General features: G+C 67.8%; 20 protein-coding genes and 3 pseudogenes. 10 read left to right on the top strand and 13 right to left on the bottom strand.

The window, feature by feature from the left end; translation table 11 throughout:
- Positions 1-299: 299 nt before the first annotated feature.
- Positions 300-1,067 (top strand): thioesterase II family protein, encoded by a 768-nt coding sequence (locus ACIBCK_RS23365; RefSeq protein ID WP_399393083.1) that lies wholly within the window; start codon positions 300-302, stop codon positions 1,065-1,067.
- 238 nt (positions 1,068-1,305) lie between these two features.
- On the opposite strand, the gene rfbB is transcribed toward ACIBCK_RS23365, so the two are convergent.
- Together rfbB and rfbA are read right to left on the bottom strand one after the other, a co-directional pair.
- The gene (gene rfbB / locus ACIBCK_RS23360; RefSeq protein ID WP_399393081.1) at positions 1,306-2,292 is read right to left on the bottom strand and encodes a dTDP-glucose 4,6-dehydratase; all 987 of its coding nucleotides are present in this window, start codon (positions 2,290-2,292) and stop codon (positions 1,306-1,308) included.
- Between the two features lie 9 nt (positions 2,293-2,301).
- Positions 2,302-3,174, bottom strand: coding sequence for a glucose-1-phosphate thymidylyltransferase RfbA (gene rfbA / locus ACIBCK_RS23355; protein ID WP_399393079.1), 873 nt, complete (start codon positions 3,172-3,174; stop codon positions 2,302-2,304).
- A 570-nt stretch (positions 3,175-3,744) separates the two neighbouring features.
- Here rfbA and ACIBCK_RS23350 point away from each other — a divergent pair.
- Positions 3,745-4,164: pseudogene (locus ACIBCK_RS23350) on the top strand (transposase); the annotation flags it as partial.
- A 22-nt stretch (positions 4,165-4,186) separates the two neighbouring features.
- Here the strand turns inward: ACIBCK_RS23350 and ACIBCK_RS23345 are convergent.
- The 5 genes from ACIBCK_RS23345 to ACIBCK_RS23325 form a co-directional block, all read right to left on the bottom strand.
- Positions 4,187-4,711: a DUF6985 domain-containing protein gene (locus ACIBCK_RS23345; RefSeq protein WP_399393135.1), complete on the bottom strand. Its 525-nt coding sequence runs from the start codon at positions 4,709-4,711 to the stop codon at positions 4,187-4,189.
- Positions 4,596-5,126: an immunity 26/phosphotriesterase HocA family protein gene (locus tag ACIBCK_RS23340; protein ID WP_399393133.1), complete on the bottom strand. Its 531-nt coding sequence runs from the start codon at positions 5,124-5,126 to the stop codon at positions 4,596-4,598. The genes ACIBCK_RS23345 and ACIBCK_RS23340 overlap by 116 nt, the downstream gene beginning before the upstream one ends.
- Before the next feature lie 502 nt (positions 5,127-5,628).
- Complete coding sequence (locus ACIBCK_RS23335; protein ID WP_399393077.1) at positions 5,629-6,684, bottom strand: type II toxin-antitoxin system Phd/YefM family antitoxin; 1,056 nt, start codon at positions 6,682-6,684, stop codon at positions 5,629-5,631.
- Positions 6,685-7,035: 351 nt separating this feature from the next.
- Positions 7,036-7,311, bottom strand: a complete 276-nt coding sequence (locus ACIBCK_RS23330) for a hypothetical protein (protein WP_399393075.1) — start codon at positions 7,309-7,311, stop codon at positions 7,036-7,038.
- A gap of 24 nt (positions 7,312-7,335) precedes the next feature.
- Complete coding sequence (locus tag ACIBCK_RS23325; protein ID WP_399393073.1) at positions 7,336-8,310, bottom strand: hypothetical protein; 975 nt, start codon at positions 8,308-8,310, stop codon at positions 7,336-7,338.
- A gap of 1,092 nt (positions 8,311-9,402) precedes the next feature.
- Between ACIBCK_RS23325 and ACIBCK_RS23320 the strand changes: the two are divergent.
- Both ACIBCK_RS23320 and ACIBCK_RS23315 read left to right on the top strand, forming a co-directional pair.
- A pseudogene (locus tag ACIBCK_RS23320) lies at positions 9,403-9,798 on the top strand (GNAT family N-acetyltransferase); the annotation flags it as partial.
- A 99-nt stretch (positions 9,799-9,897) separates the two neighbouring features.
- Positions 9,898-10,425: a GNAT family N-acetyltransferase gene (locus tag ACIBCK_RS23315; protein ID WP_399393132.1), complete on the top strand. Its 528-nt coding sequence runs from the start codon at positions 9,898-9,900 to the stop codon at positions 10,423-10,425.
- 1,168 nt (positions 10,426-11,593) lie between these two features.
- Here ACIBCK_RS23315 and ACIBCK_RS23310 read toward each other — a convergent pair.
- On the bottom strand, positions 11,594-12,691 hold the full coding sequence (locus ACIBCK_RS23310; protein ID WP_399393071.1) for an alkene reductase: 1,098 nt from the start codon (positions 12,689-12,691) through the stop codon (positions 11,594-11,596).
- 59 nt (positions 12,692-12,750) lie between these two features.
- Complete coding sequence (locus tag ACIBCK_RS23305) at positions 12,751-13,176, bottom strand: RidA family protein (RefSeq protein WP_399393069.1); 426 nt, start codon at positions 13,174-13,176, stop codon at positions 12,751-12,753.
- A gap of 174 nt (positions 13,177-13,350) precedes the next feature.
- Between ACIBCK_RS23305 and ACIBCK_RS23300 the strand changes: the two genes are divergently transcribed.
- From ACIBCK_RS23300 to ACIBCK_RS23280, 5 genes and pseudogenes are all read left to right on the top strand, one after another.
- Positions 13,351-13,947, top strand: a complete 597-nt coding sequence (locus ACIBCK_RS23300; protein ID WP_399393067.1) for a TetR/AcrR family transcriptional regulator — start codon at positions 13,351-13,353, stop codon at positions 13,945-13,947.
- A 101-nt stretch (positions 13,948-14,048) separates the two neighbouring features.
- Complete coding sequence (locus tag ACIBCK_RS23295; protein WP_399393066.1) at positions 14,049-17,027, top strand: AAA family ATPase; 2,979 nt, start codon at positions 14,049-14,051, stop codon at positions 17,025-17,027.
- Between the two features lie 392 nt (positions 17,028-17,419).
- Complete coding sequence (locus tag ACIBCK_RS23290) at positions 17,420-17,998, top strand: EF-hand domain-containing protein (protein ID WP_399393064.1); 579 nt, start codon at positions 17,420-17,422, stop codon at positions 17,996-17,998.
- A 386-nt stretch (positions 17,999-18,384) separates the two neighbouring features.
- Positions 18,385-19,201: pseudogene (locus ACIBCK_RS23285) on the top strand (IS5 family transposase).
- 72 nt (positions 19,202-19,273) lie between these two features.
- A complete protein-coding gene (locus tag ACIBCK_RS23280) occupies positions 19,274-19,753 on the top strand; it encodes an ATP-binding protein (RefSeq protein ID WP_399393062.1) in 480 nt (159 codons plus the stop codon).
- A gap of 534 nt (positions 19,754-20,287) precedes the next feature.
- Here the strand turns inward: ACIBCK_RS23280 and ACIBCK_RS23275 are convergent.
- Together ACIBCK_RS23275 and ACIBCK_RS23270 are read right to left on the bottom strand one after the other, a co-directional pair.
- On the bottom strand, positions 20,288-20,563 hold the full coding sequence (locus ACIBCK_RS23275) for an RDD family protein (RefSeq protein WP_399393061.1): 276 nt from the start codon (positions 20,561-20,563) through the stop codon (positions 20,288-20,290).
- Positions 20,547-20,798: a hypothetical protein gene (locus ACIBCK_RS23270; protein ID WP_399393060.1), complete on the bottom strand. Its 252-nt coding sequence runs from the start codon at positions 20,796-20,798 to the stop codon at positions 20,547-20,549. Before ACIBCK_RS23270 ends, ACIBCK_RS23275 begins: the two co-directional genes overlap by 17 nt.
- A 561-nt stretch (positions 20,799-21,359) precedes the next feature.
- Between ACIBCK_RS23270 and ACIBCK_RS23265 the strand changes: the two genes are divergently transcribed.
- Positions 21,360-22,241 carry a hypothetical protein gene (locus ACIBCK_RS23265; protein ID WP_399393058.1) on the top strand — a complete coding sequence of 294 codons (882 nt, stop codon included), beginning with the start codon at positions 21,360-21,362 and terminating at the stop codon, positions 22,239-22,241.
- A 604-nt stretch (positions 22,242-22,845) separates the two neighbouring features.
- Here the strand turns inward: ACIBCK_RS23265 and ACIBCK_RS23260 are convergent.
- Both ACIBCK_RS23260 and ACIBCK_RS23255 read right to left on the bottom strand, forming a co-directional pair.
- Positions 22,846-24,543 carry a hypothetical protein gene (locus ACIBCK_RS23260; protein ID WP_399393057.1) on the bottom strand — a complete coding sequence of 566 codons (1,698 nt, stop codon included), beginning with the start codon at positions 24,541-24,543 and terminating at the stop codon, positions 22,846-22,848.
- 215 nt (positions 24,544-24,758) lie between these two features.
- The gene (locus ACIBCK_RS23255) at positions 24,759-25,664 is read right to left on the bottom strand and encodes a YwiC-like family protein (protein WP_399393055.1); all 906 of its coding nucleotides are present in this window, start codon (positions 25,662-25,664) and stop codon (positions 24,759-24,761) included.
- Positions 25,665-25,745: the final 81 nt, after the last annotated feature.

The raw sequence follows: 25,745 nt of genomic DNA, 5'->3' as shown, positions 1-25,745 counted from the left end.
GAACGTGCGTCAACCGCCATACGGTGCGCGGCGGTTGACGCCTTACCCCCTTACCCCTACTCGCCCGGCCCCCTAGCGAAACGCTCAGGGGTGGAGCGTGCGGCGGGCAGTTGGGGCGGCTGTCGGCGCCGGCTGGGCGCTCGTCCGCGATCGTTAGGGGTTGTCGGCGACTGGTGGCGCTGCGATCGTCTGGGCCTGGGCCGATGTGCGGCCGCGCGCCGACGGCGGCGTTGGCGGCGAACGCCGAGGACGTCTCCCACCCGGGGGCGAATGACACCGGTTTGAAGGGACGACGAACGATGGCGACGAGCAGCGACGCGAGCGACCTGTGGGTGCGCCGCTTCCATCCTGCACCCCAGGCGCCGGTCAGACTGCTCTGCCTGCCGCACGCGGGGGGCTCCGCGAGCTACTTCTACCCGGTCTCACAACGTCTCGCTCCGCGCGTCGAAACCCTGGCCGTGCAGTACCCGGGCAGGCAGGACCGCAGGAACGAACCGTGCCTGGAGACGGTGCGGGACCTGGCCGACCAGATCGTCAAGGCCCTCGGTCCGTGGCAGGACAAGCCGCTGGCGCTGTTCGGACACAGTCTGGGTGCCTCGGTCGCCTTCGAGGTGGCTCTGCGTCTGGAAGCACAGGGGACTCTGCCCGCCGCGCTCATCGCGTCCGGGCGGCGGGCGCCGAGCGCGCTCCGGGACGAGCGGGTGCATCTGCGCGGCGACGAGGGCCTGTTGGAGGAGATCAGGCGACTCGACGGCACCCAGTCCCAGCTGCTCGAAGACGACGAGATCAGGCGCATGGTCCTGCCGTCGATCCGCGCCGACTACAAGGCCGCTGAGACCTACCGTTACGAGCCCGGTCCGCCGCTGTCGACGCCCGTCTACGCCCTGACGGGGGACGCCGACCCCAAGGCCACCACCGACGAAGTGCGCAAATGGGCCGACCACACCACGGGACAGTTCGAGATGACCCTCTACCCGGGCGGCCACTTCTTCCTGAACGCCCATGCTCCGGCGGTGACCGAGGAGATCGCCGGATGGTTGGTGCCCGCCGCCACTGCCGGACGCTAGCGACCGGACACTCCTCCATTACGTTTGCTTACGAGAATCTCGGCTTTACCGATGCCTTTCCATAGCGGCGGTTCAGCTCGACGTATGCCGGCTCTCGAGTCACGCGCATTTCTCCTGGCTGACGAGGTAGGGCTCGCTTCGTATTCACCGGTCACCGCACGGGGATTCCATCCGAATTCTCGGCGGTCAGAATGCGGGAGTTCAGAATGCGGGAGTGCCGCCGCGGCGTGATGCCGCCCTACCCATTCCCTCTCCGCCTCTTCAGCGGTTCCCACCAATCGCGCTGCGTCTTGTACCATTCGACGGTCTCCGCAAGACCCTCATCAAAAGAGACCCGCGGTCGGTAGCCGAGTTCCGTGGAGATAGTCGTGATGTCGACCGAGTATCGACGATCGTGGCCCTTTCGATCCGCCACGTTCTCCACCATGGACCAATCCGCGCCGACCATACGCAGTAGCCGCTCGGTAAGTTCACGGTTCGTCAACTCGGTACCGCCGCCGACGTTGTAGACCGCGCCCGATTTTCCCTTATCCGCCACCAGCGCGATGGCCCGACAGTGGTCGTCCACATGCAACCAGTCCCGCACATTACCGCCGTCCCCGTACAGCGGCACCTTCCACCCGTCCAGCAGCTGCGTCACAAAAAGAGGAATCATCTTCTCGGGGTTCTGGTACGGCCCGTAGTTGTTGGAACACCGGGTAATGCACACCGGTAGTCCGTGGGTGCGATGGAAAGCTCGTACCAGAAGATCGGAAGACGCCTTGGACGCCGAATAGGGGGAGTTGGGCTCCAGGGGCCGGTCCTCAGTCCATGACCCCTCATCGATCGAGCCATAGACCTCGTCCGTCGAGACGTGGACGAACTTCCCCACCTCGGCACGCATCGAGGCGTCCAGCAGTACCTGGGTACCGAGCACATTAGTCCGGATAAACTCCTCGGACCCGCTGATCGAGCGGTCCACATGTGACTCCGCGGCGAAATGTACGACCAGGTCACCACCCTTGAGTGTCTCCGCGACCAGTGCGTGGTCACAGATATCGCCGTGCACGAAGGTCAGTCGCGGATCGTCCTGAACCTGAGCCAGGTTGGCCCTGTTGCCCGCGTACGTGAGCTTGTCAAGCACCACCACCTCGGGCGCGGTGCCACCGGTATACGCGCCGGCCACGGCCTGTCGGACGAAGTGGGAACCAATGAACCCGGCTCCGCCGGTCACTACGATGCGCATGCCGCCCCCTCAGTGATCCGCGCTCGCGATGGCCATGAGATAGGAACCGTAGTCCGAATTCCCCAGCTGCCCGCCCAGTGCGTAGCAGGCGGCGGAGTCGATGAATCCCATACGGAAGGCAATCTCCTCCAGGCAGGCGATCCGTACGCCCTGACGCTCCTCCAGAACCTGTACGTACTGCCCGGCCTGGAGCAGGGAATCGTGTGTTCCGGTGTCGAGCCAGGCGAATCCGCGCCCCAGGTCGACCATCCTGGCCCTGCCCTGCTGGAGATACACCTGATTGACATCGGTGATCTCCAGTTCGCCACGGGCGGAGGGCCGAACCTTTCGCGCGATGTCCACCACGCCGTTGTCGTAGATGTAGAGCCCGGTGATCGCCAGGTTAGACCTAGGATTGACCGGCTTCTCCTCCAGCGAAACCAGCTCACCCCGGTCATCGGTCTCCCCTACGCCGTAGCGTTCCGGGTCCTTCACCGCGTAACCGAACAGCACACATCCGTCGACATTCTTGCACTGATCGCTCAGTAGAGCCGAAAGACCGGGGCCATGAAAGATGTTGTCGCCCAGAATTAACGCTACCGAGTCATCGCCGATGAATTTCTCACCGATGACCAAGGCCTCCGCGATGCCGTTGGCCCGTGGCTGCTCGGCGTATTCGACGGAGAGACCAAGGTGACTCCCGTCACCCAACAACTCCCGGAAGAGACTGATATGCGATGGGGTCGATATCACCAGAATGTCCTTGATGCCGCCGAGCATGAGGACCGAGAGCGGGTAGTAGATCATCGGCTTGTTGTAGACGGGCAGTAAGTGCTTGGACACGGCATGGGTGAGCGGATAAAGTCGCGTCCCACTCCCCCCGGCCAGAACGATACCTTTCATGCTGGTTAACCCCCCGTGTCCGATGATGAACTCAGGGTGGATCGGGCGAACCGCCACTCAACCGAGATCATGCCGAAGTCAGGGATTGAGAATATCGCTCAGCGCGTGATGGCGTCCACTGTCACGCTATTCTTCTCGTCGAAGGCGATCGGAGGTCCGAGGACGACCTCACCAGTCTTTACAGCTGCGAAGCACTCCCCTCGCACAGCGGCGTGGCCGCGTACGCCGACCGGCTGCGCCCGCGCCCGCTCCCCTCCCCAGCCAACAGGCTGAGGAGTGGCCACGTCAGCGCAGTGGTTCAGGTTCGGTTGGTGAGGAGTTCGATCAGCTGTTCCAGCTTCTCGGCAGGTCTGGCAGCGGTTCTCGCTGTCTCGGCTCCTCTGCCCGAGCGTGCGGCTCTGGGGTGTGGTGTTGAGGAGGTTCAGCTTCAGGTGCGGGCGTTCCCGTTCCCGCACTCTCCGTGGCGTCCGCTATTACGCCGTAATAGGAATCGTCGTCGGCGTGTGGCGTGCTGCGGTCGCGTCGCCGGGTGGCCTCATCGGTCGACTTCTTGCCCTTGAGTTCGTCCAAGGCCTGCTGCTGGCCGTGCTGGTCACCGCGGCCAGCGTCCAGGACTCCACCGCCGGCCGCACCCTGCTCGACCAGGCCGCCTCCGACCATCCCGGCCTGCGCAAGGCCTGGGTCGACGGCGGCTACCGCAAACACTTCATCGAGCACACAGCCACCCTCGGTATCGACCTCGAAATCGTTCAACTCATCCCCGGACCCAGGGGTTTCGCTCCGATTCCCAAACGCTGGGCGGCCGAGCGGACCTATGGCTGGCTGATGCTGCATCGCCGCCTGGCCCGCGACTACGAGAGGCGCCCGCACCGCTCCGAAGCCATGATCCACCTCGCCATGACCGACCTCATGGCCCGCCGTATCACCGGCGAGAACACCATCTCCTGGCGAGACTCGACACCAGCACACCAAAGCCGCAGCCAGGGATGAAACAACAGGATGAAACGACCTCTTAGCCGAACCGGTGATAGACGACGTCAGCGAGATCCGTACGGTCGAAGGAGGAGACATTGGTGAGGTGACTGTCGAACGGACCCACCTTCGACACCGAGCAACCGCGGCGGAACACCATCTGAAGCCCGTGTTCGGGCTCCCAAGCACATTCGCACTCAACGGAGACATGCACCTGCCGGTCCCCGTGGGCGTCCTCCCGCTGGACGGTCACCTCGCCGCCGGGCCGGACATGCGACCACACGTCGTCCGGAGTGGCGATCGACACGAGGTTGTCATGGTCGCCCGCCTCGGCCTTCACATCCAGGTAGTACTGAAAGACCGGCACCGAAGCGGACCGCAGAGCAGCCTCGTCAAGCCCCAGAAACGCGCTGATGGCCGTCTCGAAGTCGACCTTCGCGCCGTCATCGTCATAGCCGGCGACCAGGAGTTGACACAGAGCACCCCCGAACACGGGAACGGGAAGCAACGGACTCACGTAGGCGCCAAGGTCGGCATCGACGGTCACGGGGCCGAGGCCGGGGATCTCCATTCGGGAACTCTACGGCCTTCACCCAGAGCACGGCGCACACGCCAAGACGACGTGACGACGCACAGCGCGCCACCCACCAGTCCCGCAACGCGTCATAGAAGCAGTGCTGCTCCAGCAGTTGGGAAGGCACCAGATCTTCGTGGGCCACGGTGCAGAAATAGCCCTTGTTCCATACCCAACTCACAGTGAAGAAGGGGGGCATCAGGAGCCGGTCCGGGGTCAGTACGGACAGATCTGGATCCTGGTCGGTCGAGGGAACGTCGTAGAGGTACGCGAGGATCCCGCCGGGAAAACGACCTGCCGGGCCACTCTCACCGATCCTCACGATCCGGCCGAACCGATAACTTGCGTCGTCCAGCTGAAGGGCAAAGACGTCCCCAGCCACATGCTTACGACGCTGACCCCTCATCTCCTTCAAAGGCATACAGGCAATCCTGCCGGAAGTCGCTTACTGATCGTTTCAGAATGTCGTCCTGCGGAGACGTCAGCGGCCCATGGACCAATCCCTTCAACCACGGGCTCAGGGGGGGGTAACGCCGTATGGAACGGGTCGAGGACGCACGGGAGCTCGTGCTTGGTCACGTCGACGCTCTGAACGGGGTTGACGAGGCCGCGCGGGTGGCGATCCCCTCGCTCGAGCGACTCGCAGATGTCCTCGGCCTCGTCCATTCGCGCCGGATCAGCCGGAGTGGGCAGACGGGAGCGAGATCTTCGACCTCTGGTGCCTGCACTCGTACGGGCTGAGCCTGCCGGAGCCTCTTGACGTCACGGATGAGGACCTCGGACCGCGATGCGGTCCCTGCAGCCGCCTCCGACCGAGGCGCGACAGGGGTGGTTCAGCGTCGCGCGCACCGGGATAGTCATCGCAGGCAGCAGCCGATTCCTCGCCGCTGTCCGGGTCCACCCCTGGTTCAGCGGCGGGCCGGACGGGCGCAGCGCACGTTGCCGGAGGTGATCGCGTCCCGGGGCAAGGCGAGGCCGAAGGCCCGTTCCAGGCCTTCGAAGAACAGCGCGATGTTGTCCGTCCAGTTGCCTGCCTTCTCCGCGATGCGGAGGTGGAGGTTGAGGAAGGACAGCGGCGCTTCCGGGGCGAACGGCGCCTCCCCCGGGGTGTACCAGATGAGTTCGTACATGTCCCGCCGGTCTTCGGCACCGTCCTCGATCGGGAAGGGGTTCTGGTACGCCCCATCCTCGAAGTAGCTGAACTCGTAGATGGCCTTGGCCATGGTCGCGCTGAGCGTGATCTGCTGCTCGGGTGGCGGGTTCAGGGAGCGCGAGAAGGCATGGTCGAAGTCGTGGTAGCCCAGCCACGTCCAGCCGTTCTCCTCCCCAAAGGCCAGCACACGGGTCAGGTTGTCGGTACCCTCCCGTGCGTCTTGTTCCTCGACCTGGTGGAGCAGCAGCCCGTCGGCGATGTCCTGCGCGTCGGCCCCGTAGGCGAGGGCCACATCCTCGGCGGTCGACCCGTTGATGAACACGATTTCCGTGAAGGGCTCTTGGTTCCGCCAACTGTCGGCGATCCACGCCACGCCGTCGCCCACCGGGCCCTGGCGGGCGAGGAACTCCTCGAACGCGTCCGCCTGCTTCGGGGGCATGTAGCTCTGGCGGGCCGTGCGCGCCCTGTCCTCCAGCCAGTCGATCTCCTCCACCGACCTCAACTCGGCCACCACCACCCGGTCTCGCACGAAGGTCATCCGCTCCCCGTCAGCGTGCACGTAGCGGATGTACGGGCCCTGCGGGTCCGGGCCGAACGGGTGCCCCTGCCCCGATCTGGTTCTGGGCCGGTGCCGCGCGCCGCTGGGGGCCCGTTGGGCGAAGTGTTCCAGCTCGGCGAGTTCGGCCGCGGGGAGGAGCACACTCGTCGGCTCGCCGCCATCGATGATGCACATCCGCTCGCCGGTCTCTTCGACGCGGCCGATCAGACGCGCGAAGTCCGCTATGGCATCGCTTAGTTCAATGTGGTCCATGCGAGGGGACATTACGCGCGGCTATGCGGCGGCCGGGCCGAGGGGCACGGTGCCGTGGACGGCACATGCGCCCGGTCCACCTGAGGAACTGCCATAGAGGCTTCTTGGTAGCGACAGCCGCACCCCGGGCAGGCCGCCTGCCGACACCTACTCCGCCCTCGACCCGCACCACCGCGTCGGTCACCATGACCGACTCCACCAACACGTCCTCTACCAAGGGGACAGCAACACACTGCGTAACGTGACCACAAGAAGTGGATCAGATCCCGTTGAAAGCTATGCAGCCAGCCGGTGCAACGCAAAACGGCCCGCACTCCTGGCGATTCATGCCGAGGGTGCGGGCCGTCGTGATCAACTTTGCGAGCTGTTACGGCCGCCGCGTACGGCGTGCACGCCGGTGATCGCTGCAGCCATCCAGAAGCACGCGCCGGCCACCGCAATCTGAGCCGGTGCATGGAGGAGCAGCGCCAGAACACACACAACGGCAAAAACGACGATGCCGCAGGCTATCGACGTGGTGTCGCGCCAGGCGGGCGTCGTAGGTCTGCCGACGAAGAACAGGACCCCGATGGACAGGAGGACCAACAGGGCTCCGCTGTAGATGAGCCACGAGCTGTTCAAAGCCATTCTCCGATCGTCTTGCTGTTGTTGCTACTTGCAGTTTCCGCCGGAGTACTGGCCGGGGATGAAAATCCCAGCCGCAAACTTGACCTTGATGCACTTCTTGGCGTTCTTCGCCTTCAGCGCCGTCGTGGTGATGACCGCGGCGTGCGCTCCCCAGTAGATGTTCAGGCCAGGCGGGAGGAAGCCCGAAACCACGCCGGACAGAGCGCCATTGGTGGCGATCGCCTTGGTCTCCTTCTTGTTGAAGTACGCGGTGCCCGTCACGATGCCCCACGTCATCTTCGGGTCGGCGACCACCGGGAACGCGGTCTCCCCGCCGGTCTCTATGGTCTGGATGAGGTCGTTGCCGTCCAGCTTGTAACTGGTGGGCACGCTCTTGCCGTTCGCGTCCTTCGCCCACGGCGCGTCGATCGTGGCGACCGGGACGTGAATGCCCTCGGCGGCCTCACGCGTGATCTCGAAGCCACCTTGGCCGTCCTCGGCGATGTTCGCATCCTGCGGAATGTTGAGCCGGAAACGATGGGTTTCTGAGGCTTTATCGTCCTTGAGCGTGACCAAGGTGCGGGCTCCGCCGTCCGTGGTCGGCTGCACCGCGATGTCCGTGGCCGGAGCGGCGTCGGGGTAGATCACCGTGCCCGCGCCGACCTTGACTCCGGCGACATCCTTGGCGCCCGGCAGCGTGAGGCCGAACGAAGAGCCGCTGTCATCGGCCGCGTGCAGGGCGCCGTTCGCCTTCTCCGGTGCGGTGACCGTGAGGGCGGCTCCGTCCGCGGTGGTGACCGCCTTGGCCGGCGTGCCCGGAGCCACCGTTGACGCAGCGATGTCGGCCGTCCCCGTGGCAGCTTCCACGACAGCAGCGGCCTGGGCCGCGTCATCCGAACGCGTGGTGGCGGTAGTGGCGTTGGCCGGGATCGCGGCGGCGAAGAGCGCTGCCCCAGCGGTGGCGGATACAGCAGCGAGGGAAAGCTTGCTGAACTGGCGACGGTGTGTGCTGTTCTGCACGCGCCGTACTCCTTTGAACGTGCTTTTCAGGCATGGCTCGCAACCCACCCCTGTCAGGGCGATGGGTGTTTGCCAGGCCTTGTGGTCAAGATCAACTCCATCACACACAGAGCGGGACACGCTGTGGCGAGAGTCATAAATCAGCCTCAAATATTCAAACGATCTAAGGATTCTCGCCTATATAACCTTCCAATCTCAGGTCCAAAATCAAAGCAACCTGCGAAGCCAAATATTCATCAGAGATCACCATCCTCCACGCCGGTACCTCCGATCTCCGTGCAGGCAGCGCCCCCCGTTGCCGTTTTCATGCCACCAGCCCATCAACCTGCCCGCCGCAGGACAGCTCTAGGGCTGCAACCCCGGGGTTCGGCAGGCCGGCGAACCGACCTGCCGAACCTGAATTCCTCCGACGGCTTGTCTGCCAACCGGCCATGACCGACGACGCCGCCCGCCATCAGGTCAACCACGCCCTGGAGTTCCTGGACCTGATTGGCGCCTGCCAGCGGTGGCAGGCGAGCGCCACATCGCGGTGGCCCAATGCGGCCAGGTGTGCGAGGGCGAGATAGACGCCGCCGGCGTAATCGGTGGACACGTGCTCGCTGGGGTCACCAATGCCAGACGGTGCTCGTTCCAAAAGGACGTACGGCAGCGGGAGTTCTCGCAACAGGCGGGTGCGTGCGGCAACTGCGGCGCCGGCAGGTCCCGGGGGCGTGATGAGCAATCCCTCCGCCGCTGCCAGGTGGTGGGAAAGTCGGGTGAGCCGGTGCCATCCGTGGTCGCCGTAGCCGGTGGTGTGCACGTCGATCGTCGTTCGGGTACGAGCTGCGGCTGTCCCGATGGCTGCGAGCACAGGCGGGAAGCACCAGTCGCGTTCAGGCAACACCACCACAATCCGCCGCCGCGCACTCAATCGTGACAACCCGAGGAGGCCCATGGCAGCTTGACCGGTCTAGTGACGTGGCCCAATCGGTTCACCGGTTGCCTCCCGATCGCTCCAAGGAGTCGCCGGGTACGCTCCTTCAGTCCGTGATCGAGAGGAGTTGTTGAGTGGCCCGGTTAAGTGGACCCGTTCTGCGCACCCAGAGGCTTGTGATGGAGCCGATCCGCCGCAGAGACAGCGACGATCTCTTTGAGGCCGTGGTCAGTCAGGACAGCGTCATGCAATGGCTGGCGACCGGCCGGGCGGACAGCCGATCCGCGGCCAGGGCCATGTGCGACGACCACGTCGCCCACTGGGCCAGACACGGCTACGGCGACTTCGCGGTCAGGGATGCCGAAACGCACGCGTTCCTCGGCCGGGTGGGATTGCGTAATCGGGCCCAGCACGGAGTTGACCTCGGTTTCGCCCTCCACCCACGGGCCCAAGGCCGTGGAATCGCCGGCGAGGCAGGACGTGCGTGCCTGGACCTGGCGTTTCGCCGCCTCTCACTCCCTGCTGTTTCCGCGTTTGTCCTGCCCGGCAATATGGCGTCGATCGCGGTACTGCGTCGCCTGGGCGCCCACGCTGACGGGACTGTCCACTCCAGTGGCCTGCACTGTTTGCGTTACCGGTTCGACCCCGCCGTAACCGCCGCTGCGGAGCATGCGGTGGACGACGGTTGCGCGGACCTCCAGCTGATCCATGCGCTGGGACCCGGTTCTCCGGATGACAATGACGTACTCCACGATGGCCTGCCCGACCCCTTCGGGCTGAACGGGACCGGTCTGGTGTGGGCTGACAAGCAGCACACCCTCACCACTGTCTCCGAAGGCCGACCGGTGGCTTCCGCAGGATGGATACTGCGAGACATGGCCTTCGACGGATTGCCGCGCCGTGCCGCGGGGCTGGGCGGTGTACTGGTGCACCCTGCCTATCGAGGCCAGGGCATCGCCCGGACGATGATCAGCGTGGCGGTCGAACACGCACGAGCGGCCGGCGCCGAGACGATGATTCTGCTCTGCCGTCCGGACCTGGTACAGCTCTTCACGCAGCTGGGATGGAGCCAACTCTCCGTGCCCGTCACCATCCAGCAGCCCGACGGCGCACGGCCCTCGCCACTGACCACCATGATCTACGACCTGACCAGCCTGCCTCACCCAACCATCAGCGTGGACCTGCGGGGCCTGCCCTTCTGATGCCCTTGCCACCGCGGAGCTTCCACCATTGCGGCCCGGCCAAAAGCGAGAGAGGGAGCGTGTACCCGCGCGGGACGCAAGGATCAGGGTCAGCGCTGGTACGGGCCCGTGTTGCGGCAACCAGTCCGATGTCGCCGACGCAAGCGCGGCCGGTCTGCGCCACTACCGCGGCTATTGGCTGGGGCACGGTGCCCAGTGGGACAGCACACTGGAGGAACGAATCCGGAAGGGGCGGGGCTGGGATCTGCTGAGGCATCTGACCAACGTCCCTCCCCAGTGGCGCTGATCCCATCGTCTGAGGAGCCTCGTCGGTCGGAGGGGCGCAGCTAGCGCCAGCGGGGTGGCACGTTGGCAAGCTGCGTCAGCAGGTCCCAGTCACCTGGCCTCCGCCTTGGGCGGTCCCACTGAGCACCGTGGCCGGTCCAGTAGCCCCGCAGTTCCCGCACCTGCATGACATCGTCGTCACCAATCCCGGACTCATTGCCGCAGCAATCGCAGATGACGTAGTTCGGAAAACCGTGCTCGAACAGCGCCTCGCCGTCATCCAGTCCGCAAAATGCGACACGCTGTCTCGACTATGTCTTCCATGGCCGCAGGCTACCGGGACCCACCCACTACAGCCGGACCCGCCCCGAGCCAGGAACCGCATGATCAGTGTCGACGCACACGCCACCGACGTTCAGGCATCCGAATCGACAGAGCTGTGTGCGGGTGCCTCTCGAAGTTGGGCCTTGATCTTTTCGGGCGGCTGGACTTGTCGACGTCGAACTTGTACACGGTGCCGCCGCGGTAGGCGGTCTCCGTGCGGACGTCATTGTTGTTGTTGTACTCGTACGTCGTCACCCGGTCCTGGGGGCCCTTGAGGTCTCCTGAGTTTGTTCTCCTCGTTCCAGGTGGAGTCGACCTCCCCCGCCGGGTCCTGGTAGAAGTCGACGTTCCCGGCCCGGGGTGTCGGCCAGCAGGGCCTAGGAGCCGTCCTGCAAGGTGCGCACCGTTTCGGTTCGGACGTGCAGGGGCACGTCCTCGCCTACTCAGTGGTGTTGCGGCGTTGGCACCACACCCGCACCCCCGCCCGTGCCCGCGGCGACTCCCGAGAGCGCATCACTCTTGGCCCCGGGTTGGCCGGCAGCAGCCCATACGTAGGGCAGCGGGCCGCGGGCCGGGTGTGTTAGGCGACTGCCAGAACCTGGGGGTCGGCCGTCGCGGCGGGGTAGTCGATGTAGCCCTCCGCGCCACCTCCGTACAGGTTCTCCGTCGGCGGCCCCGCGAGCGGGGTGCCGTTGGCCAGGCGGGCAGGCAGGTCCGGATTGGTCATGAACAGGCGGCCGAGGGCGATGATGTCGGCGTGCTTGTCCCGGATCAGCCGGGCGCCCGCCGCGGGGGTGCTGGGCACCGGACCGTTCGTGTTGGCGACGAGCGTCCCCGACCAGCGGGTCCGCAGATCTGCGATGGCTCCATAGGCGCCGTTCTCCAGCACGTGCAGATAGGCCAGGCCCAGCGGGTCGAGCGTGTCCACCAGCGCACGGTACGTGCTGCGCGGGTCGGTCTCGACGAGCTGGTTCTCGGCGTTGTCCGGCGAGATGCGCAAGCCCACGCGGTCCGCGCCGACTTCGCTGACGACCGCCTCGACGATCTCCGTCGCGAACCGCAGTCGGCCGGTGGTAGAGCCGCCGTACTGGTCCGTGCGCTGGTTGGTGTTGTCGGCGACGAACTGGTGGATGAGGTAGCCGTTCGCTCCGTGGATCTCCACGCCGTCGAAGCCCGCCTCTACCGCACGCCGGGCTGCCGACGCGAAGTCCGCCACTGTCTCAGCGATTTCACGGGTCGTCAGCTCCCGCGGGGTGACATGGTCGAGCAACCCGTCCCGGGTGAAGATCTGCTTCCCCCCGATGCCGATGGCCGACGGGGCGACCGGCAGCTCGCCGTCCGGGAGCGTGAGCGGGTGGGTCATCCGGCCCACGTGCCACAGCTGGGCGAAGATCGTGCCGCCCTCTGCGTGCACCGCGTCCGTCACTTCTCGCCAGCCGCGCGTCTGCGCGTCGCTCACCAGCCCCGGGATACCGGGTCCGCCCTTGGCCAGCGCGTTCACGTACGCGCCCTCGGTGATCAGCAATCCGGCTCCGGCGCGCTGGCGATAGTACGTCGCCGCGTGCGGGCTCGGCACTCCCGTGACGTCGTCGGCGCGGCCCCGCGTCATGGGGGCCATCGCCACCCGGTTCGCCAGTTCCAGGCGCCCTGCCCGGTACGGCTCCAGCAACTCCTGCATCCTTGCTCCCTCTTCCGGCGTCTTTGCGTCCTGTGCCCGTCCCGTCATGACCCCGGGGTTCATGCGGTGCTCCGGTCCAGCGCGATGACCTCGACCTCGATCTGCCAGTCGGGCTGGGCCAGCGAGACCACTTCGATCAGGGTGTCGGCGGGGTAGGGCTCCATCAGGAACTCGCCGCGCAGCGTGATCACATGCGGGAGGTTCGCCGCCATGTCCCGTACGAAGATGCCGACTTTGATCACGTCGGTGAAGTCGAGACCGGCTGCTTCGAGCACTCTTGCGACGTTCTTGAACGCCTGCCGCCCCTGCTCCAGGAACCCGCCGTCGACGGTCGTTCCGTCTTCCTCGAAGCCCGCTTGACCGGACACGTACACGAAGCCTCCGGCTCGGACGGCCTGGGATATCAGGTACGGCGCGTACCAGTCCGGGGTGGTCGCGATCTTGCTCACGCGCTCCTCGCGGGCCGCGCTCTCGTTGCTGGACATGCCGTTCTCCTTGCTCAGGGGGACCCGCGCCCGGTCACCGCTTGTTCGGGCCAAACCTGCGCCGCCCCCACCCTTGCGTTACGGAACGTTTCGTAACGCGATGTGAAGCTAGGCCACCCGAAGCGGGCTTGTCAAAACGAAACGTAACGTCACGCGAGCGGTAGGGTGAGGACCATGACCCCCGATCCGAACAGTGAACGGCGCAGTGAGCGCGCACGCCTGGCGATCCTCAAGGCGGCGTTTGACCTGGTGAGCCGTAAGGGCTTCGCGAAGGTGACCATCGAAGGCATCGCCGCCGAGGCAGGCGTGGGCAAGCCCACGATCTACCGGTGGTGGCGGTCCAAGGGGGCGGTGGTGCTGGAAGCGATGAACGAGGAACTCGGTGACGACTTCGCCTTCCCTGACACCGGTGACATCGCCGCCGACCTCACGAGCCAAATCACCGCGGTGAGCCAGCGTCTGATCACCGGCAGGATCAGCGAAGCGTTCAGAGGCGTCATGGGTGAGGCCCAGAACGACCCCGCGCTGATGAAAGCCTTCCGCGAAACGATCCTCGAACCCAGCATCGTCGAGTGCCGCGCCCGCCTGGAATCCGCCGTCGCCGCCGGACAACTCCGCTCCGACGTCCCCACCGACGTCATGGTCGACCTCTTCTACGCGCCGATCCACTACCGGCACTTCCTGGGCTTCGGCGACGACGCAGTCAGGCGCAGCGCCGACCTCGTCCAGGACGTCCTGCTGGGCCTCAAGCCCCGGCCGAACACGGAGTGAGCTACAGAGCAACCCCCGCGCTCCCCGCACCGCATCCGCGCACTCCGGGGAGCGCGGCGGGACCCACGAGCGGTACCGGCCGGGCGTGCTTGGATGGACCTGTGGCCCAGACAATCGATACACCGTTCGTCGGCCGGACGAGCGAACTCGCCCGGCTCACCGGCGTACTGGAGCGGGCCGCGGCCGGCGACCCGCGCGCCGTCCTCGTGGCCGGGGACGCCGGCGTCGGCAAGACCCGCATGCTGACCGTGGCCGCAGCGCACGCCGCAACCCTCGGCACGACCGTCCTGACCGGCCACTGCGTGGACCTCGGGGATGTCGGCCTGCCGTACCTCCCGTTCACGGAGATCCTCGGTGCGGCTGCCGCCGACGAACGGCTCGCCCCTGCCTTCGCCGCGTATCCCGCAGTGGAGCGCCTCATCGGTACGGCAGCGGGGGCGGGCCCTGTGCCCGACGCAGGCAGCCGCCTCCAGCTCTTTGAGGGTATCGCCGGCCTCCTCGCCGATCTGACGCCCCTGAACCCGCTTCTCCTGGTCATCGAGGACCTCCACTGGGCGGACCAATCCTCGCGTGACCTGCTCCGCTTTCTGCTCAGCCGGGGTGTCCTCCAGCGGCCCACGCCCGGCGGCCCGCCCCACCGGCTCGCGGTCTTCGCCTCGTACCGCGCGGACGACCTGCACCGCCGTCACCCGCTGCGGCCGCTGCTCGCCGAGCTGATCAGGCTGCCCGCCGTCGACCGGCTCGAACTGCACCCACTGGCTGACGCGGACGTGGCCCGGCTCGTGCACGCGCAACGCATGGGCCCGGTCTCCGAGGCGGCGGTTCGCCGCATCGTCGACCGCGCCGAGGGAAACGCCTTCTACGCCGAGGAGTTGCTCGCAGCGCTGCCCGAGGACGGCGAGGGCCCGGACTCAGCCGCCATGCCCAGCGGCCTGGCCGACGTCCTGCTCATCCGGATCGAGCAGCTGACCGAGACTGCCCAGCAGGTCCTGCGCACGGCGGCAGTGGCCGGGCGCCGGGTCGGGCACGACCTGCTGCGTGACGCAGTACAACTGCCGCAGGAGGAGCTGGAATCGGCGCTGCGTGAGGCAGTCGGGCACCAACTGCTGGTGACCGACGACACCGCGACGTACTCCTTCCGGCACGCCCTGACCCGCGAGGCCGTGTACGCGGATCTGTTGCCCGGCGAACGGGTCAGGCTGCACGGGGTGTTCGCTGCGCTCCTCGCCGGCGAGGACCGTCCGGCGAACAGTGCGGCGGAGCGAGCCCATCACTCACGCGCGAGCCACGACCTGGCCGACGCGCTGGCGGCCTCCCTCGAAGCCGCCGACCACGCCCAGCGACTCCGCGCACCCGCCGAAGAACTGCGCCACCTGGAGACCGCGCTCGAACTGTGGGCCGTGGTGGACCCGTCCGCGTACCCCGAGCACAGCGACCCGGTCACTCTGACCCTGCGCGCCTCGGCCGCCGCCGCACGCGCCGGGGAACCTCACCGAGCGGTCCAGCTCACCCGCTCCGCGCTCGCGCGAGTCGGCTCGGAGGCCGACTCCGAACTCGCCGCCCGTGTGCGCTACACCCTCGCGGGCAACCTGATGCGGATCGACCATCTGGAGGCCGCCTTCACATACAGCAGCGAGGCACTCGGGCTGATCCCGGCCGAGCCGCCTTCGCGCACCTGGGTGTGGGCGGCCGCGACCCACGTCATGGCGGCCCGCTACGTGGGCCGTGACGAGGACGCCGCACGCGTCGCCCGGCAGGCCCTGGACATCGCCGAACGGCTCCGACTGCCCGACGCCCAGGCCGATCTGGTGACCTCGCTGGTCGGTCTCGAGGCGCACAACCGGCGTACTCCGCAGGGCCGGGAGCGGCTGCTCGGAGCCCGTGAGCTGGCCCGCACAGCCGGGAACTTCCAGGTGGAGATGCGGGCGCTGTACAACCTGGCGATCGGTTGCCACGAGTGCGGCGAAATGGAATCGTGCCTGGCCTGGATCGGCGACGGACTCGACCGCGCCCGCCGTGCCGGCCTCCTCTCCTCGCCGTACGCGGTGGAGTTGCGCTATCTGCAATCCCTGCTGCTCTACACGCTGGGTCGTTGGGACGAGTGCACGCGAACGGCCGCCGACGATGTCACCCTCCTCACGGCCACGTCCGGGTTCGCGACCGCACCCGCGCTGTACGTCGCGCTGGCGCGCGGCGAGTTCGACGCGGCGGTCGGCGGCTCCCGCGCACTGCTCGACGGCGCCCCGGACTGGATGGCCTCGCTCGTCGCGAGCGTCGTGCTCACCGACGCCGCGGCGCTGCGCGGTGACGCCGAGGAGTGTGTACGGCAGCTGGGAGCCGCGGTCGACGCGCTCACGGAAAGCTCGGTCTCCGACAAGCCCGACGCCGTGGTCCGGCTGGCCGCACTCACCTTGTCAGCCGTCGCGGACGCGGCGGAGGAGTCCCGCCTGGCCGGCGACGCGCCGGGCACCAATCGCTGGACGGACATCGCGGCCGAGCTCGTAGAACTGGCACGCACCACGGCGGCCCACGGCGAGGACGGCACTGAGCAGGGTCCCGAAGGCCTGGCCTGGCTGGCCCGCGCCCAAGCCGAGGGAGTACGCGCCGCCACCGGCCCGGACGTCGCCACCTGGGAGCGGGCGGTGACCGCGTTCGGCTACGGCGAGCCGTACGAACTCGCCCGGTGCCGACGGCGGCTCGCCGAGGCCCTGCTCACCGTCGGCCGCCGCGAAGAGGCGGCCGAGCAGGCACACGCGGCCCGGGACACGGCCGTGCGGCTCGGTGCCGTACCGCTGCGGGAGGCGCTCGACGCCTTGATACGCCGCGGCCGTATCGCCGACGCAGCGGGCACCGGGGAGCGTATCGCCGACCTGACCTCCCGGGAGAGCGAGGTACTGCGGCTGCTCGGCCGGGGACGCACCAACCGCCAGATCGGCGAAGAGTTGTACATCAGCGGCAAGACGGCAAGTGTCCACGTCTCCAACATCCTCGCCAAGCTGGGTGCCGCGAGCCGTACCGAGGCCGTCGGCATCGCTTACCGCGAGGGCCTGATCGAGCCGGAGAGCAGCGCGTCGGGCTGAGCAGAATCCGTCGCTTCGGGAGGGTGTCGGAACCGCAGATGGTCGATTGCCCTGCACCGATAGCGACGGTCCCGCCTCTCCGATCTACAGAAGCGCGCCACTCCCACGATCGACACAGGCGCGCCCCACTTCCCCGCTCCGCACGGACACTCGCGCCTCCGGTCAAGGCACCGCGGCGATCCCGGCTCCAGGTCCGTCCGCCGTCCGTCGAGCGGCGGCCCTTGCCTCAGCTGCGCCCCCCTTCCCCTGAAAGGGCTGGTCAAGGCCATCCGATCGTGTCGTTCTGAATGCTCCCTACGCGGACAGACATCATCCACCGGCACAGACCGCACCGACTGCCCCGGGGTTCAGGCACCCCGAGGGCATCCGGTACTACGTCGAGGAGACCTGCTGTGGCCAGTCAGTTCCAACACGACAAGCTGGAAGCCATGTTCGAGGCCTTCGATGCGGATCGCGACGGCTACCTTCAAGAGAGTGACTTCGAGGCACTCTCTGCCCGCTGGGGACGGCTGCCCGGCGTGGAGCCGGGCACCGAGCTGCGAGCCCGGGTGGACGCGGTCTGCCGGGGTTGGTGGCGCACTCTGCTGGCAGCAGCCGACACCAACCGCGACAACACGGTGGACATGAGCGAACTCCTCTCCGTGGTCGACCAGTTGCCCACCATGCGGAAGGAGGTCGCGGCCACGGCCGACACCATCTTCGACGCCGTTGACACCGACAAGGACGGCCGTATCTCGCCGACCGAACACCAGCGACTCGTCGAGACATGGCACGGACAGCCCCGCGAAACGCGTGACATCTTCCCCCTTCTCGACCACGACGGGGACGGTTACCTCACCCGCGCCGAGTTCGCTGCCCTGTGGATCCAGTTCTGGATCAGCGACGACGCCGCAGAACCGGGCAACCTGATGTGCGGCCGCCTCCCCGGCCTGCCCTCCCCCTCCGGGAGTCCGGCCCCGCCCCAGGCCTGAGCAAGCGTCTTGAACCGTTGTCTCATTCAACGTCCGACCCAGGAAATGGCCCTGCTCGGACGGGTGCCACAACGGGGACCAGCGCACGCGGCCCAAATCGATCCACTGACGTCGGCTTCGTCCTCCAACAGCCGCTCCCAGCAGCTGGTGACCGTCTCGTACTGCAGATGCAGTCGTGTCTGCAGTAGCGAATGCGTCAGCCCTCCCCCCGAGCCCCCCGAGCCCCGCACTGGAGGCGGAACTGGTCGAGGAGGCAGCCGCACCATCCGGGATGCGAAGGCGTGCAGGGGTGCAGTCCCGCCCGATTCCGAAATGCCAGGACTAACTGGTTCTAACAAAAGCGGTTGATCATGTGACTGTTTGCGTATCGGCTCGTTGGTCTGGTTGTGGCGAAACGTCAGTCGCGGCCGTGGATCGTGTCGGATGAACTGTGGTCGCTCATCGAACCGTTGCTGCCGGAGCCGGGACCGAAGCTGGTGCAGGGCAGACCTCGGGTGCCGGACCGGCAGGCCTGTGCGGCATCTTGTTCGTGCTGCACACCGGGATCCAGTGGGAGTACCTGCCCCAGGAGTTGGGCTTCGGCTCGGGAATGACCTGCTGGCGGCGCCTGGCGGCCTGGAACGAGGCTGGTGTCTGGAACGAGCTGCATGTGGTGCTGCTGGAGAGGCTGCGGTCGAAGAACCAGCTGGACTGGTCGCGGGCGGTGATCGACTCCTCGCATGTCCGGGCGGCTCGGCGGGGCCCAAAAGCGGTCCCAGCCCGGTCGACCGTGCACGGCCGGGCAGCAAGCACCACATCGTCACCGACGGCCAGGGAATCCCGCTCTCGGTGTCGCTGACCGGCGGAAACCGCAACGACGTCACGCAGTTGCTGCCCTTGCTGGACAAGATTCCGGCGGTGGCGGGCGTGGTCGGCCGCCCGAGGCGCAGACCCGATGCGCTGCTCGCCGATCGTGCCTACGACCACGACAAGTACCGTCGTCTGCTCTGGCAGCGCGGCATTCGCCCGGTGATCGCCGAACGAGGGGTCGAACACGGCTCTGGCCTGGGCGTTTTCCGTTGGGTTGTGGAACGCACGATCGCCTGGCTGCACGGCTTCCGCCGTCTTCGCGTCCGCTGGGAACGACGCGACGACATGCACGAAGCCTTCCTCGGCCTCGCCACCTGCCTGATCACCCACCGACACGTCCAACGTCTTTGTTAGGACCTCTAAGGCGAGGGGTACGGGGTAGCGAAGATGTGAATTCGACTCCGCTGTGAACGTGAGGCGGTCTGTATGGACCTGGTTGGGTACGACGAGGGCCAACAGCTGCTCGCAAGCCGCTCGCTGGCTGTTTCCGCCGCGTTCGAGGGCAGCGCGGAGATCGCAGCCGCTCGAGACATGGCCCGTGCCTTCTTGGCGTCGGTTCAGGCTGTGCACGGACTGCCGGTATCGGAGCGGGCAATGGGCACGGTCCAGCTGGTGGTGAGCGAGCTGGTTACCAACGTCCATCGGTATGCCCCTGGACCGTGTCTACTGACGCTGGAGATCAACGAAGGGGCGGCCGTGGAGGTGACGGTGTGGGACAGCAGCACCACGCTGCCCCTGATCATGGGACCCGACCCCACACGCATCGGTCAGCACGGGCTGGAGCTCGTCATGGCGATGTGCCGTAGCTTCGCGGTCCACCGCGAGCCGGTCGGCAAACGCATCCAGACCACCATTGTCCTGGCCGACGACCCGGGCGGTGACGCCGCCGGCAGCCAAGTGATCTGACCACACGGCAGGTCCGGACCCGCGGCGGGCGCGCCGGGTGGTGTGCCTGGGCCTGTGCAACCTCACTGGCGCGGCACACACAGACACCCCGTGCTCCTCAATCGCCCCCGTTCGCAACTGCGGACTAGGGGGCGCATGTCGCTGGTGGGGAGGGACGTCGAGCAGGCGCGGGTTCAGCGTCTGCTCGAGAACGCGCGCGTTGCTCGCAGCGGGGCGTCGTCAGGGCTGCCGGGCGTACCGGGGACCGGGAAATCAGTTTCTTCTCGACCACACCGTGTCGATGGCTGATGAGCACGCCCGCGCCCAGCTGGTCTACGGCGAATGGCTGCGGCGCCGTCGTGGACGAGCCGAAGCCCGCGGCCATCTCGCGGGGGCGGTGTCCGCGTTCGAGCCTCTCGGCGCGCAGATGTGGGCCGATCGTGCGCGTGGCGAGCTGGCCGCCTTCGGCGAGCGTGCCGAGGAGCCCCAACGCAGCGGCCCGCTTACCGTGTTGACCCCGCCGGAGCGGGTCGGTCGCTGTTCGTTCTCCCCCTTCTACCAGCCCTCCGGGGTGAACTGTCGGGGAGAGGTGGCGTCTGCGGGGACGACGACCACACCGGTGATCGCGTCGGCGAAGGTCTGTTTCTTGGGGCCCCGGATGGCCCACAGCCAACCCAGGCAGAAGGCCGCGTAGTTGAGGAACTGGAAAAGCCGGCGGGCGAAGGCCAGGCTGATACCGGGCACCAGGCCGTCGTAGGCGCGGATGGCCCTGATCTTGAAGACCTTCTTGCCCACGCTCTGCCCGGTGCGCCCCTCACCCACCAGCTGCACGCCCGCTCGCGCCTATCAGCAGCCACATCGGCCCGAAGTTGATCAGACAGTCCAGGAGATTCGCCTGCGCGCGCTGCCACCAGGCGGCGTACAACGGCGGGTTCTGCGCTGCGGACGGGAAGGACGCGTAGCCCGCCGCCGTGTATGGGGCCCGGGAAGTCTCCTGCTGCGGGATCGCACTGAACGCCCCCTGCGACGGTTGCGGCGGGGGCCCTGCGGGGGTGGGGTGACTCAACTCAGATGCTCCTCGCGGGTTCCGTGACGGAACGTCGGTACTCGGTCACCACCTCTACGGACGCCCCGCAGAGCCCCCGGGGGTCACCGGCCACCCGGCGTCGTGGGACTCGGCGCCCGACCTGGTGTGCCAGGGGAGATCGACGAAAGCTACACCGAGCTGAGGCGGGCGGCCGTCGACCTCAACGAGGCCGCTGGGCAGACCGACGGCCCTGAGGGCCTCGCGGAGGCGGAGCTCGGTGCCGGAGCTGCCGATCAGGCAGAGACCGGGCAGAGACCCAGACCCTTCCTGATCCATCGGCTCACCACTGGCCTGCGACGATTCCAACCCCCATGGGTTCACTCCGCGGCAACACATCACCAGAAACTGCCCACCCATCCGGCCAGGACCGTTGCAGTACGCTCCTGCGTCGCTTCCTCGGCGTCACGGGCCTGCGAGTGCGGTGGTGGACGGGCGGTACCTCAGGTGGCGTACAGGGATCAGTGGGAATGTGGGGGGATCTTCGGGGCATTCGGAGGCGTACCTGACGTAGGTCATTTTCAGCTGGGGAGGGTATGGAACATGCGTGTTTCGAGGATGCGGCGTTCGAAGACAGCAGCCTTCGGGGTGGCAGGGCTGCTGGCCGCTACGGTGCTGACGGGCTGTGGGTCGGAGGGGTCGGGTGATGACACCGGTTCCGGTTCCGGGAAGAAGACCGAGGGGGCCAAAGGCGGCGAGAAGTCCCCGTCGCAGGTACTGCAGGCGACGAACGAGAAGACCGCGGACGCCGGTTCCGCCCGGCTGAAGATCTCCACGATGGTCAGTACGAACGGCAAGAGCGAGGCGGTCACCGGCTCCGGCGTCATGGACTTCGGGGACGGCACGAGCAAGCTCACCATGGGGCAGCAGGGCAAGAAGGTCGAGCAGCGCGTCGTGGACAAGGTCCTCTATCAGAAGCCTCCCAAGGGAGAGGCCCAACTGCCCGGCGGCAAGACCTGGTTGAAGATCGACCTGGAGAGACTGCAGGCCTCCGGGGTGGCAGACACCGATCAGGCCAGCGATCCCTCCGATTCCTTCGCCTACTCCAAGTCGCTGTCCGACAAGGGTGCGAAGCAGGTCGGCGAGGAGGAGATCGGGGGTGTGCAGACCACGCATTACCGGGTCCCGCTCGACATCGACAAACTCGCCCAGGGGGATCAGAAAGAGGCGGACAAGATGCGTGAGCAGCTGGGCGACTCCGTGCCGGTGAACATATGGGTCGATGACAAGGGCCTTACCCGCCGTATGCAACTAGAGATGTCCGCCAAGAACGGAAAGGGATCCGCGGGCAAGGACAAGGTCAAGGTCGTCATGGACTTCAGCGACTTCGGCACGAACGTCGACGTCGACGCGCCCGCTTCCTCGGACACCGCCGACGTGACGGAGAAGGTCATCAAGGAGAGCCAGGGCCGGCATAAGGCCTGACCGCGGCCATTCTTGGCGGGCCGCCCCTGGCCGTGGTCAGGGACGGCCCCCCCGTCATATCAGGCGAAGACCGTCTGCTGTTCCATTGGTTGGACGGCAAGGTCGCAGCGCGCTCGGATTGATCGTCCCCTGCCGCTCCTAGGCTGCGTGCGTGGGCCTGCGGTAGGTCCGAGCGCCGTTCTGGAGCCTTCGCCAAGGCTCTCTCGGTGCCGCCGCCAAGGTCAGCTTAGCCCCAGTGCCGCCGACAGCCCCACCGGACTGTCGGCCACGTCGACCGCCCGTTCGATCTCAGGTACCCGCGCCCGCGCCGATCCTTGCGCGGTGTGTCGAAGTAGCCGGGGGCCACACTGTTGACGCGGATCCTGCGCGGCAGCAGCTCCGCGGCCAGCACCTGGCTGCTGGATGGTGGCATCGAGCGTCGATCATGCGGGACGCACGGCCGAGATCCGTCCAGGTCGTGTTCAGCGACGGGTGTGTCTGCGTCGCCCTCACGGATTTCGACCACACGGTGGCGGCCTACCGCACCGAGAACTGACTGGCGCCCGGCACCCGCCAGCGCAGAGCACAATGGGGGCCGCCCCTCTGCCACAGTGTATGTACGAGATCAACGGAAAGGTTGGGCGGCCGGCTCTTGCCGGGGCAGCAGCCATCGCACCACGTCGGCCGCGCCGTAGGGTGCGCCGTTCGGGCTCAGGGGTGTGAGGAACGTGAGGTCTTGGCCGAGGGTCGCGATGAGGGGTTCGATCGTGCCGTGGGGGCGGCGTTGGGCGAGGCCGATCGTGGCCAGCAGGCCGTTGCACAGGCACAGGCGGCCCTCGGTGGCGGATGGATCGCCGCCCTTGCGCCGGTAGGCCGCCTCGGGTTCGGCGGGGCAGCGGTAGCCGATGGTCCCCTTGGGGGTGCGGTAGGGCGTACGGAGATATCCGAGGTCGCAGACCCGGCGGCGTCCCGCGAGGACATCGGGGTCGGCGAGAGTGCCCGGCAGCTTCGCGACCTTGAAGGGGAAGCCGGTCGGCGAGGCCAGCGGGTCGTTGCGCACCGTGAGGGCTCCGGCGTGGGCCCGCTCCCTCAGCTCCCTGCGCAGCTCCGGGTCGAGGCCGGAGTCCTCACTGAGCGCGAACGCGCTGCCGATCTGCACCCCCGCGGCCCCGGCCGCCCGCGCCACCGCTAGCCGGTCGGGGTGGGCGGCGCCGCCGGCCAGCCAGAAGGGGATGCCGAGCGCGGCCATCTTGGCCAGGTCGGGGTGGTCGCGGGGGCCGTAGACCGGATCGCCGTCCGGGTCCAGGCTCAGCCTGCCGCGCGGGGGTGCACTGTGCCCGCCCGCGCCATGGGTCTCGATGACGAAGCCGTCGGGCCGGGTCACCTCGTCCCTGGCGAGATACGAGGCGAGCACGGGCAGCGAGACGATGGCGAGGACGTCCGGGCGGCGCAGGCCCGCCATCGCCTGCGATGCCTTAACTCCTGCTGTTGAGTGTTGAGTTGAGGATGCGGTCGCGTGGAGTCCGTCGATCGTCACGTCCTGCACCCGGCGCTTCCCTTCGACGGAACCGGAACCGGAATCGCCGCCCCCGCACGCGCAGTCACCCGAGCCGGATCCGCCGCCCCCGCCGCAGCCGCCCTCCTCCACCGGGTCGGCGTCACCGACCGTCAACGTGGCCCTCGGGTCGAAGCGGTGGGCGTACGGCTCCTCGTCGCCTTCCACCGTGACGGCGACCGTCACCGGTTCCGCGCGGGCCAGACGTGAGGCAAGGTCCGGGACGTGGCCGGGGACACCCGCGCCGACCAGGACGCAGTCGACGCCCGCGAGGACCGCCCCGAACATGGCCGGGGCTAGGCCCAGTTCGACCTTGCCCAGGTAGTTGATGCCCACCGGGCCCGCCCCGTCCCCGTAGCCCTCCTTTGCCAGCCACACCTCGACGAAGTTGCCGAGCACGGTCAGCAGCTCCGCGGGCCGGCCGCGCTCGGCCCGCAGCATCGGCACCGTACGGAAGCGTTCGTGCTCGCCTATGCCGCCTTCGACGTAGAAGCGGTCGATGACCGCGGACGCCAACTCCGGTACGGGGAAGGCCGCGAGGGCGCGCCGCACGTCGCCGCCCGGGTCGCCGAGCTGGAGACGGCGGGCGAGCACCGCGTCGAGCGCCGTGCCGGAGACGACCCCGAGCTGACCGGCGCGGGAGACCGCGCGGGCGAGCTGCCAGTCGGATACGCCGACGCCCATGCCGCCCTGGATGATCTGGGGCGGGGCGCCGCCCGCGGCGATCCTGCGCAGGGCGGGCTTCGGTGTGACAACGGTCTTCGGCATCGCGCTCAACCTCGCTGCTCGGGCTCCGGAACCTACGGAACCGTAGGTTCGCCCGAGGCCCAGTCTGCGCCACCGCGGACCGTCGCAACCGCGCCGAAGGACCCGGAAAGGAGGGCCCTTGGACCCCAGCTGGCCCTGTCATGGCAGGGTTTCGCCCGGGTCCGGGGATTCGCCCCCGGTCCAGTGGCCCCAGGCCCCAGGGCCCCACCCAGCCGTCACAGCGCGAGCAGCGTCACCAGCAGGACCGCCGACAGGGCCAGCTCGATCAGGCCCACCGTGCGGATGCGCAGCCCCCGGCCCGGCAGCAGCGCCGCCCGCAGCAGGCACAGGGCGAACAGCACCGCGAGCAGGGGGTCGAGCAGCGTCGCGGCGGTCAGGGCCGCGCAGTGGTAGGCGACCGAGGCGAACAGGAACCGGCGGTTGCGGCGCTCGCGGATCATGGACTTGACGTAGAGGACCGTGCCACCGAAGTAGAGGAGGCAAGCGATGAAGGGTCCCACTCCCTCGCCCAGCGAGGGTCCCACTCCCCCGCCCGGCGCACCGCCACCGATCCGCAGCGCGACCAGCAGCATGGCGCACGCGGGCACGATCGCGACCAGGCCGTTGACCAGCGCCCGCTCCCGGTTGCGCAGCGCGTAGAAGGTGTTCACCGCGACGAACGGCAGCGCGGCGGCGACCGCCACGACCAGCCAGGGCCGCCAGACGAGGAGCGGTGTGCCCAGGAGGATGAGCACGGTGGCGAAGACGAGGAACGGCCGGACGTGCCGCTCGGCGGCGCGGGGGTTGCGGGAGCAGCGGGTCAGCCGGATGTGCTGCTGGAGGTGGAAGGCCGTGGCGTAGGCGACGAGCCAGCACACGAAGAGCGGCAGGTGCAGCCAGGTCGGCTCGCCCAGGAAGGTGCCCGCCGCGAAGGGGACGGCCAGCATCGCCCAGGCGCCGTGCTGGTCGGGGACCCACTTGGAGCGGACGCGTGCCCTGCTCCCGGGGGTGGGAGCGAGTGTCGTGCTCCCACCCCCGGCGGGAGCGGGCGCCCTGCTCCCCTGCGCGGGAGACTGCGCCCTGCCGTGCGGGAGGTCGGCCCGCACTCCGCCGTGCGTGACAGCGTGCGCCCTGCTGTGCATGAGTGACAGACCTTCCCAGGAGCGGCCGCCGGCGCGGCGAGCGACCGCCGACGAGCAGCGAACAGCGACTGCCGGCGAGCA

Source organism: Streptomyces sp. NPDC051218 (assembly GCF_044455475.1).
In the GTDB taxonomy this organism is placed as follows: domain Bacteria; phylum Actinomycetota; class Actinomycetes; order Streptomycetales; family Streptomycetaceae; genus Streptomyces.
The sequence above is the reverse complement of the archived record's forward strand: the minus strand, read 5'-3'. Positions and strand labels throughout refer to the sequence as shown.

What these genes read in the sequence shown, in the direction of transcription:
- ACIBCK_RS23255 (WP_399393055.1), bottom strand. Translation starts at nt 25,664, where the DNA reads ATGCACAGCAGGGCGCACGCTGTCACGCACGGCGGAGTGCGGGCCGAC.
- ACIBCK_RS23280 (WP_399393062.1), top strand. Translation starts at nt 19,274, where the DNA reads ATGGACCTGGTTGGGTACGACGAGGGCCAACAGCTGCTCGCAAGCCGC.
- ACIBCK_RS23260 (WP_399393057.1), bottom strand. Translation starts at nt 24,543, where the DNA reads ATGCCGAAGACCGTTGTCACACCGAAGCCCGCCCTGCGCAGGATCGCC.
- ACIBCK_RS23310 (WP_399393071.1), bottom strand. Translation starts at nt 12,691, where the DNA reads ATGCAGGAGTTGCTGGAGCCGTACCGGGCAGGGCGCCTGGAACTGGCG.
- ACIBCK_RS23340 (WP_399393133.1), bottom strand. Translation starts at nt 5,126, where the DNA reads ATGAGGGGTCAGCGTCGTAAGCATGTGGCTGGGGACGTCTTTGCCCTT.
- ACIBCK_RS23305 (WP_399393069.1), bottom strand. Translation starts at nt 13,176, where the DNA reads ATGTCCAGCAACGAGAGCGCGGCCCGCGAGGAGCGCGTGAGCAAGATC.
- ACIBCK_RS23335 (WP_399393077.1), bottom strand. Translation starts at nt 6,684, where the DNA reads ATGGACCACATTGAACTAAGCGATGCCATAGCGGACTTCGCGCGTCTG.
- ACIBCK_RS23330 (WP_399393075.1), bottom strand. Translation starts at nt 7,311, where the DNA reads ATGGCTTTGAACAGCTCGTGGCTCATCTACAGCGGAGCCCTGTTGGTC.
- ACIBCK_RS23365 (WP_399393083.1), top strand. Translation starts at nt 300, where the DNA reads ATGGCGACGAGCAGCGACGCGAGCGACCTGTGGGTGCGCCGCTTCCAT.
- rfbB (WP_399393081.1), bottom strand. Translation starts at nt 2,292, where the DNA reads ATGCGCATCGTAGTGACCGGCGGAGCCGGGTTCATTGGTTCCCACTTC.
- rfbA (WP_399393079.1), bottom strand. Translation starts at nt 3,174, where the DNA reads ATGAAAGGTATCGTTCTGGCCGGGGGGAGTGGGACGCGACTTTATCCG.
- ACIBCK_RS23265 (WP_399393058.1), top strand. Translation starts at nt 21,360, where the DNA reads ATGCGTGTTTCGAGGATGCGGCGTTCGAAGACAGCAGCCTTCGGGGTG.
- ACIBCK_RS23300 (WP_399393067.1), top strand. Translation starts at nt 13,351, where the DNA reads ATGACCCCCGATCCGAACAGTGAACGGCGCAGTGAGCGCGCACGCCTG.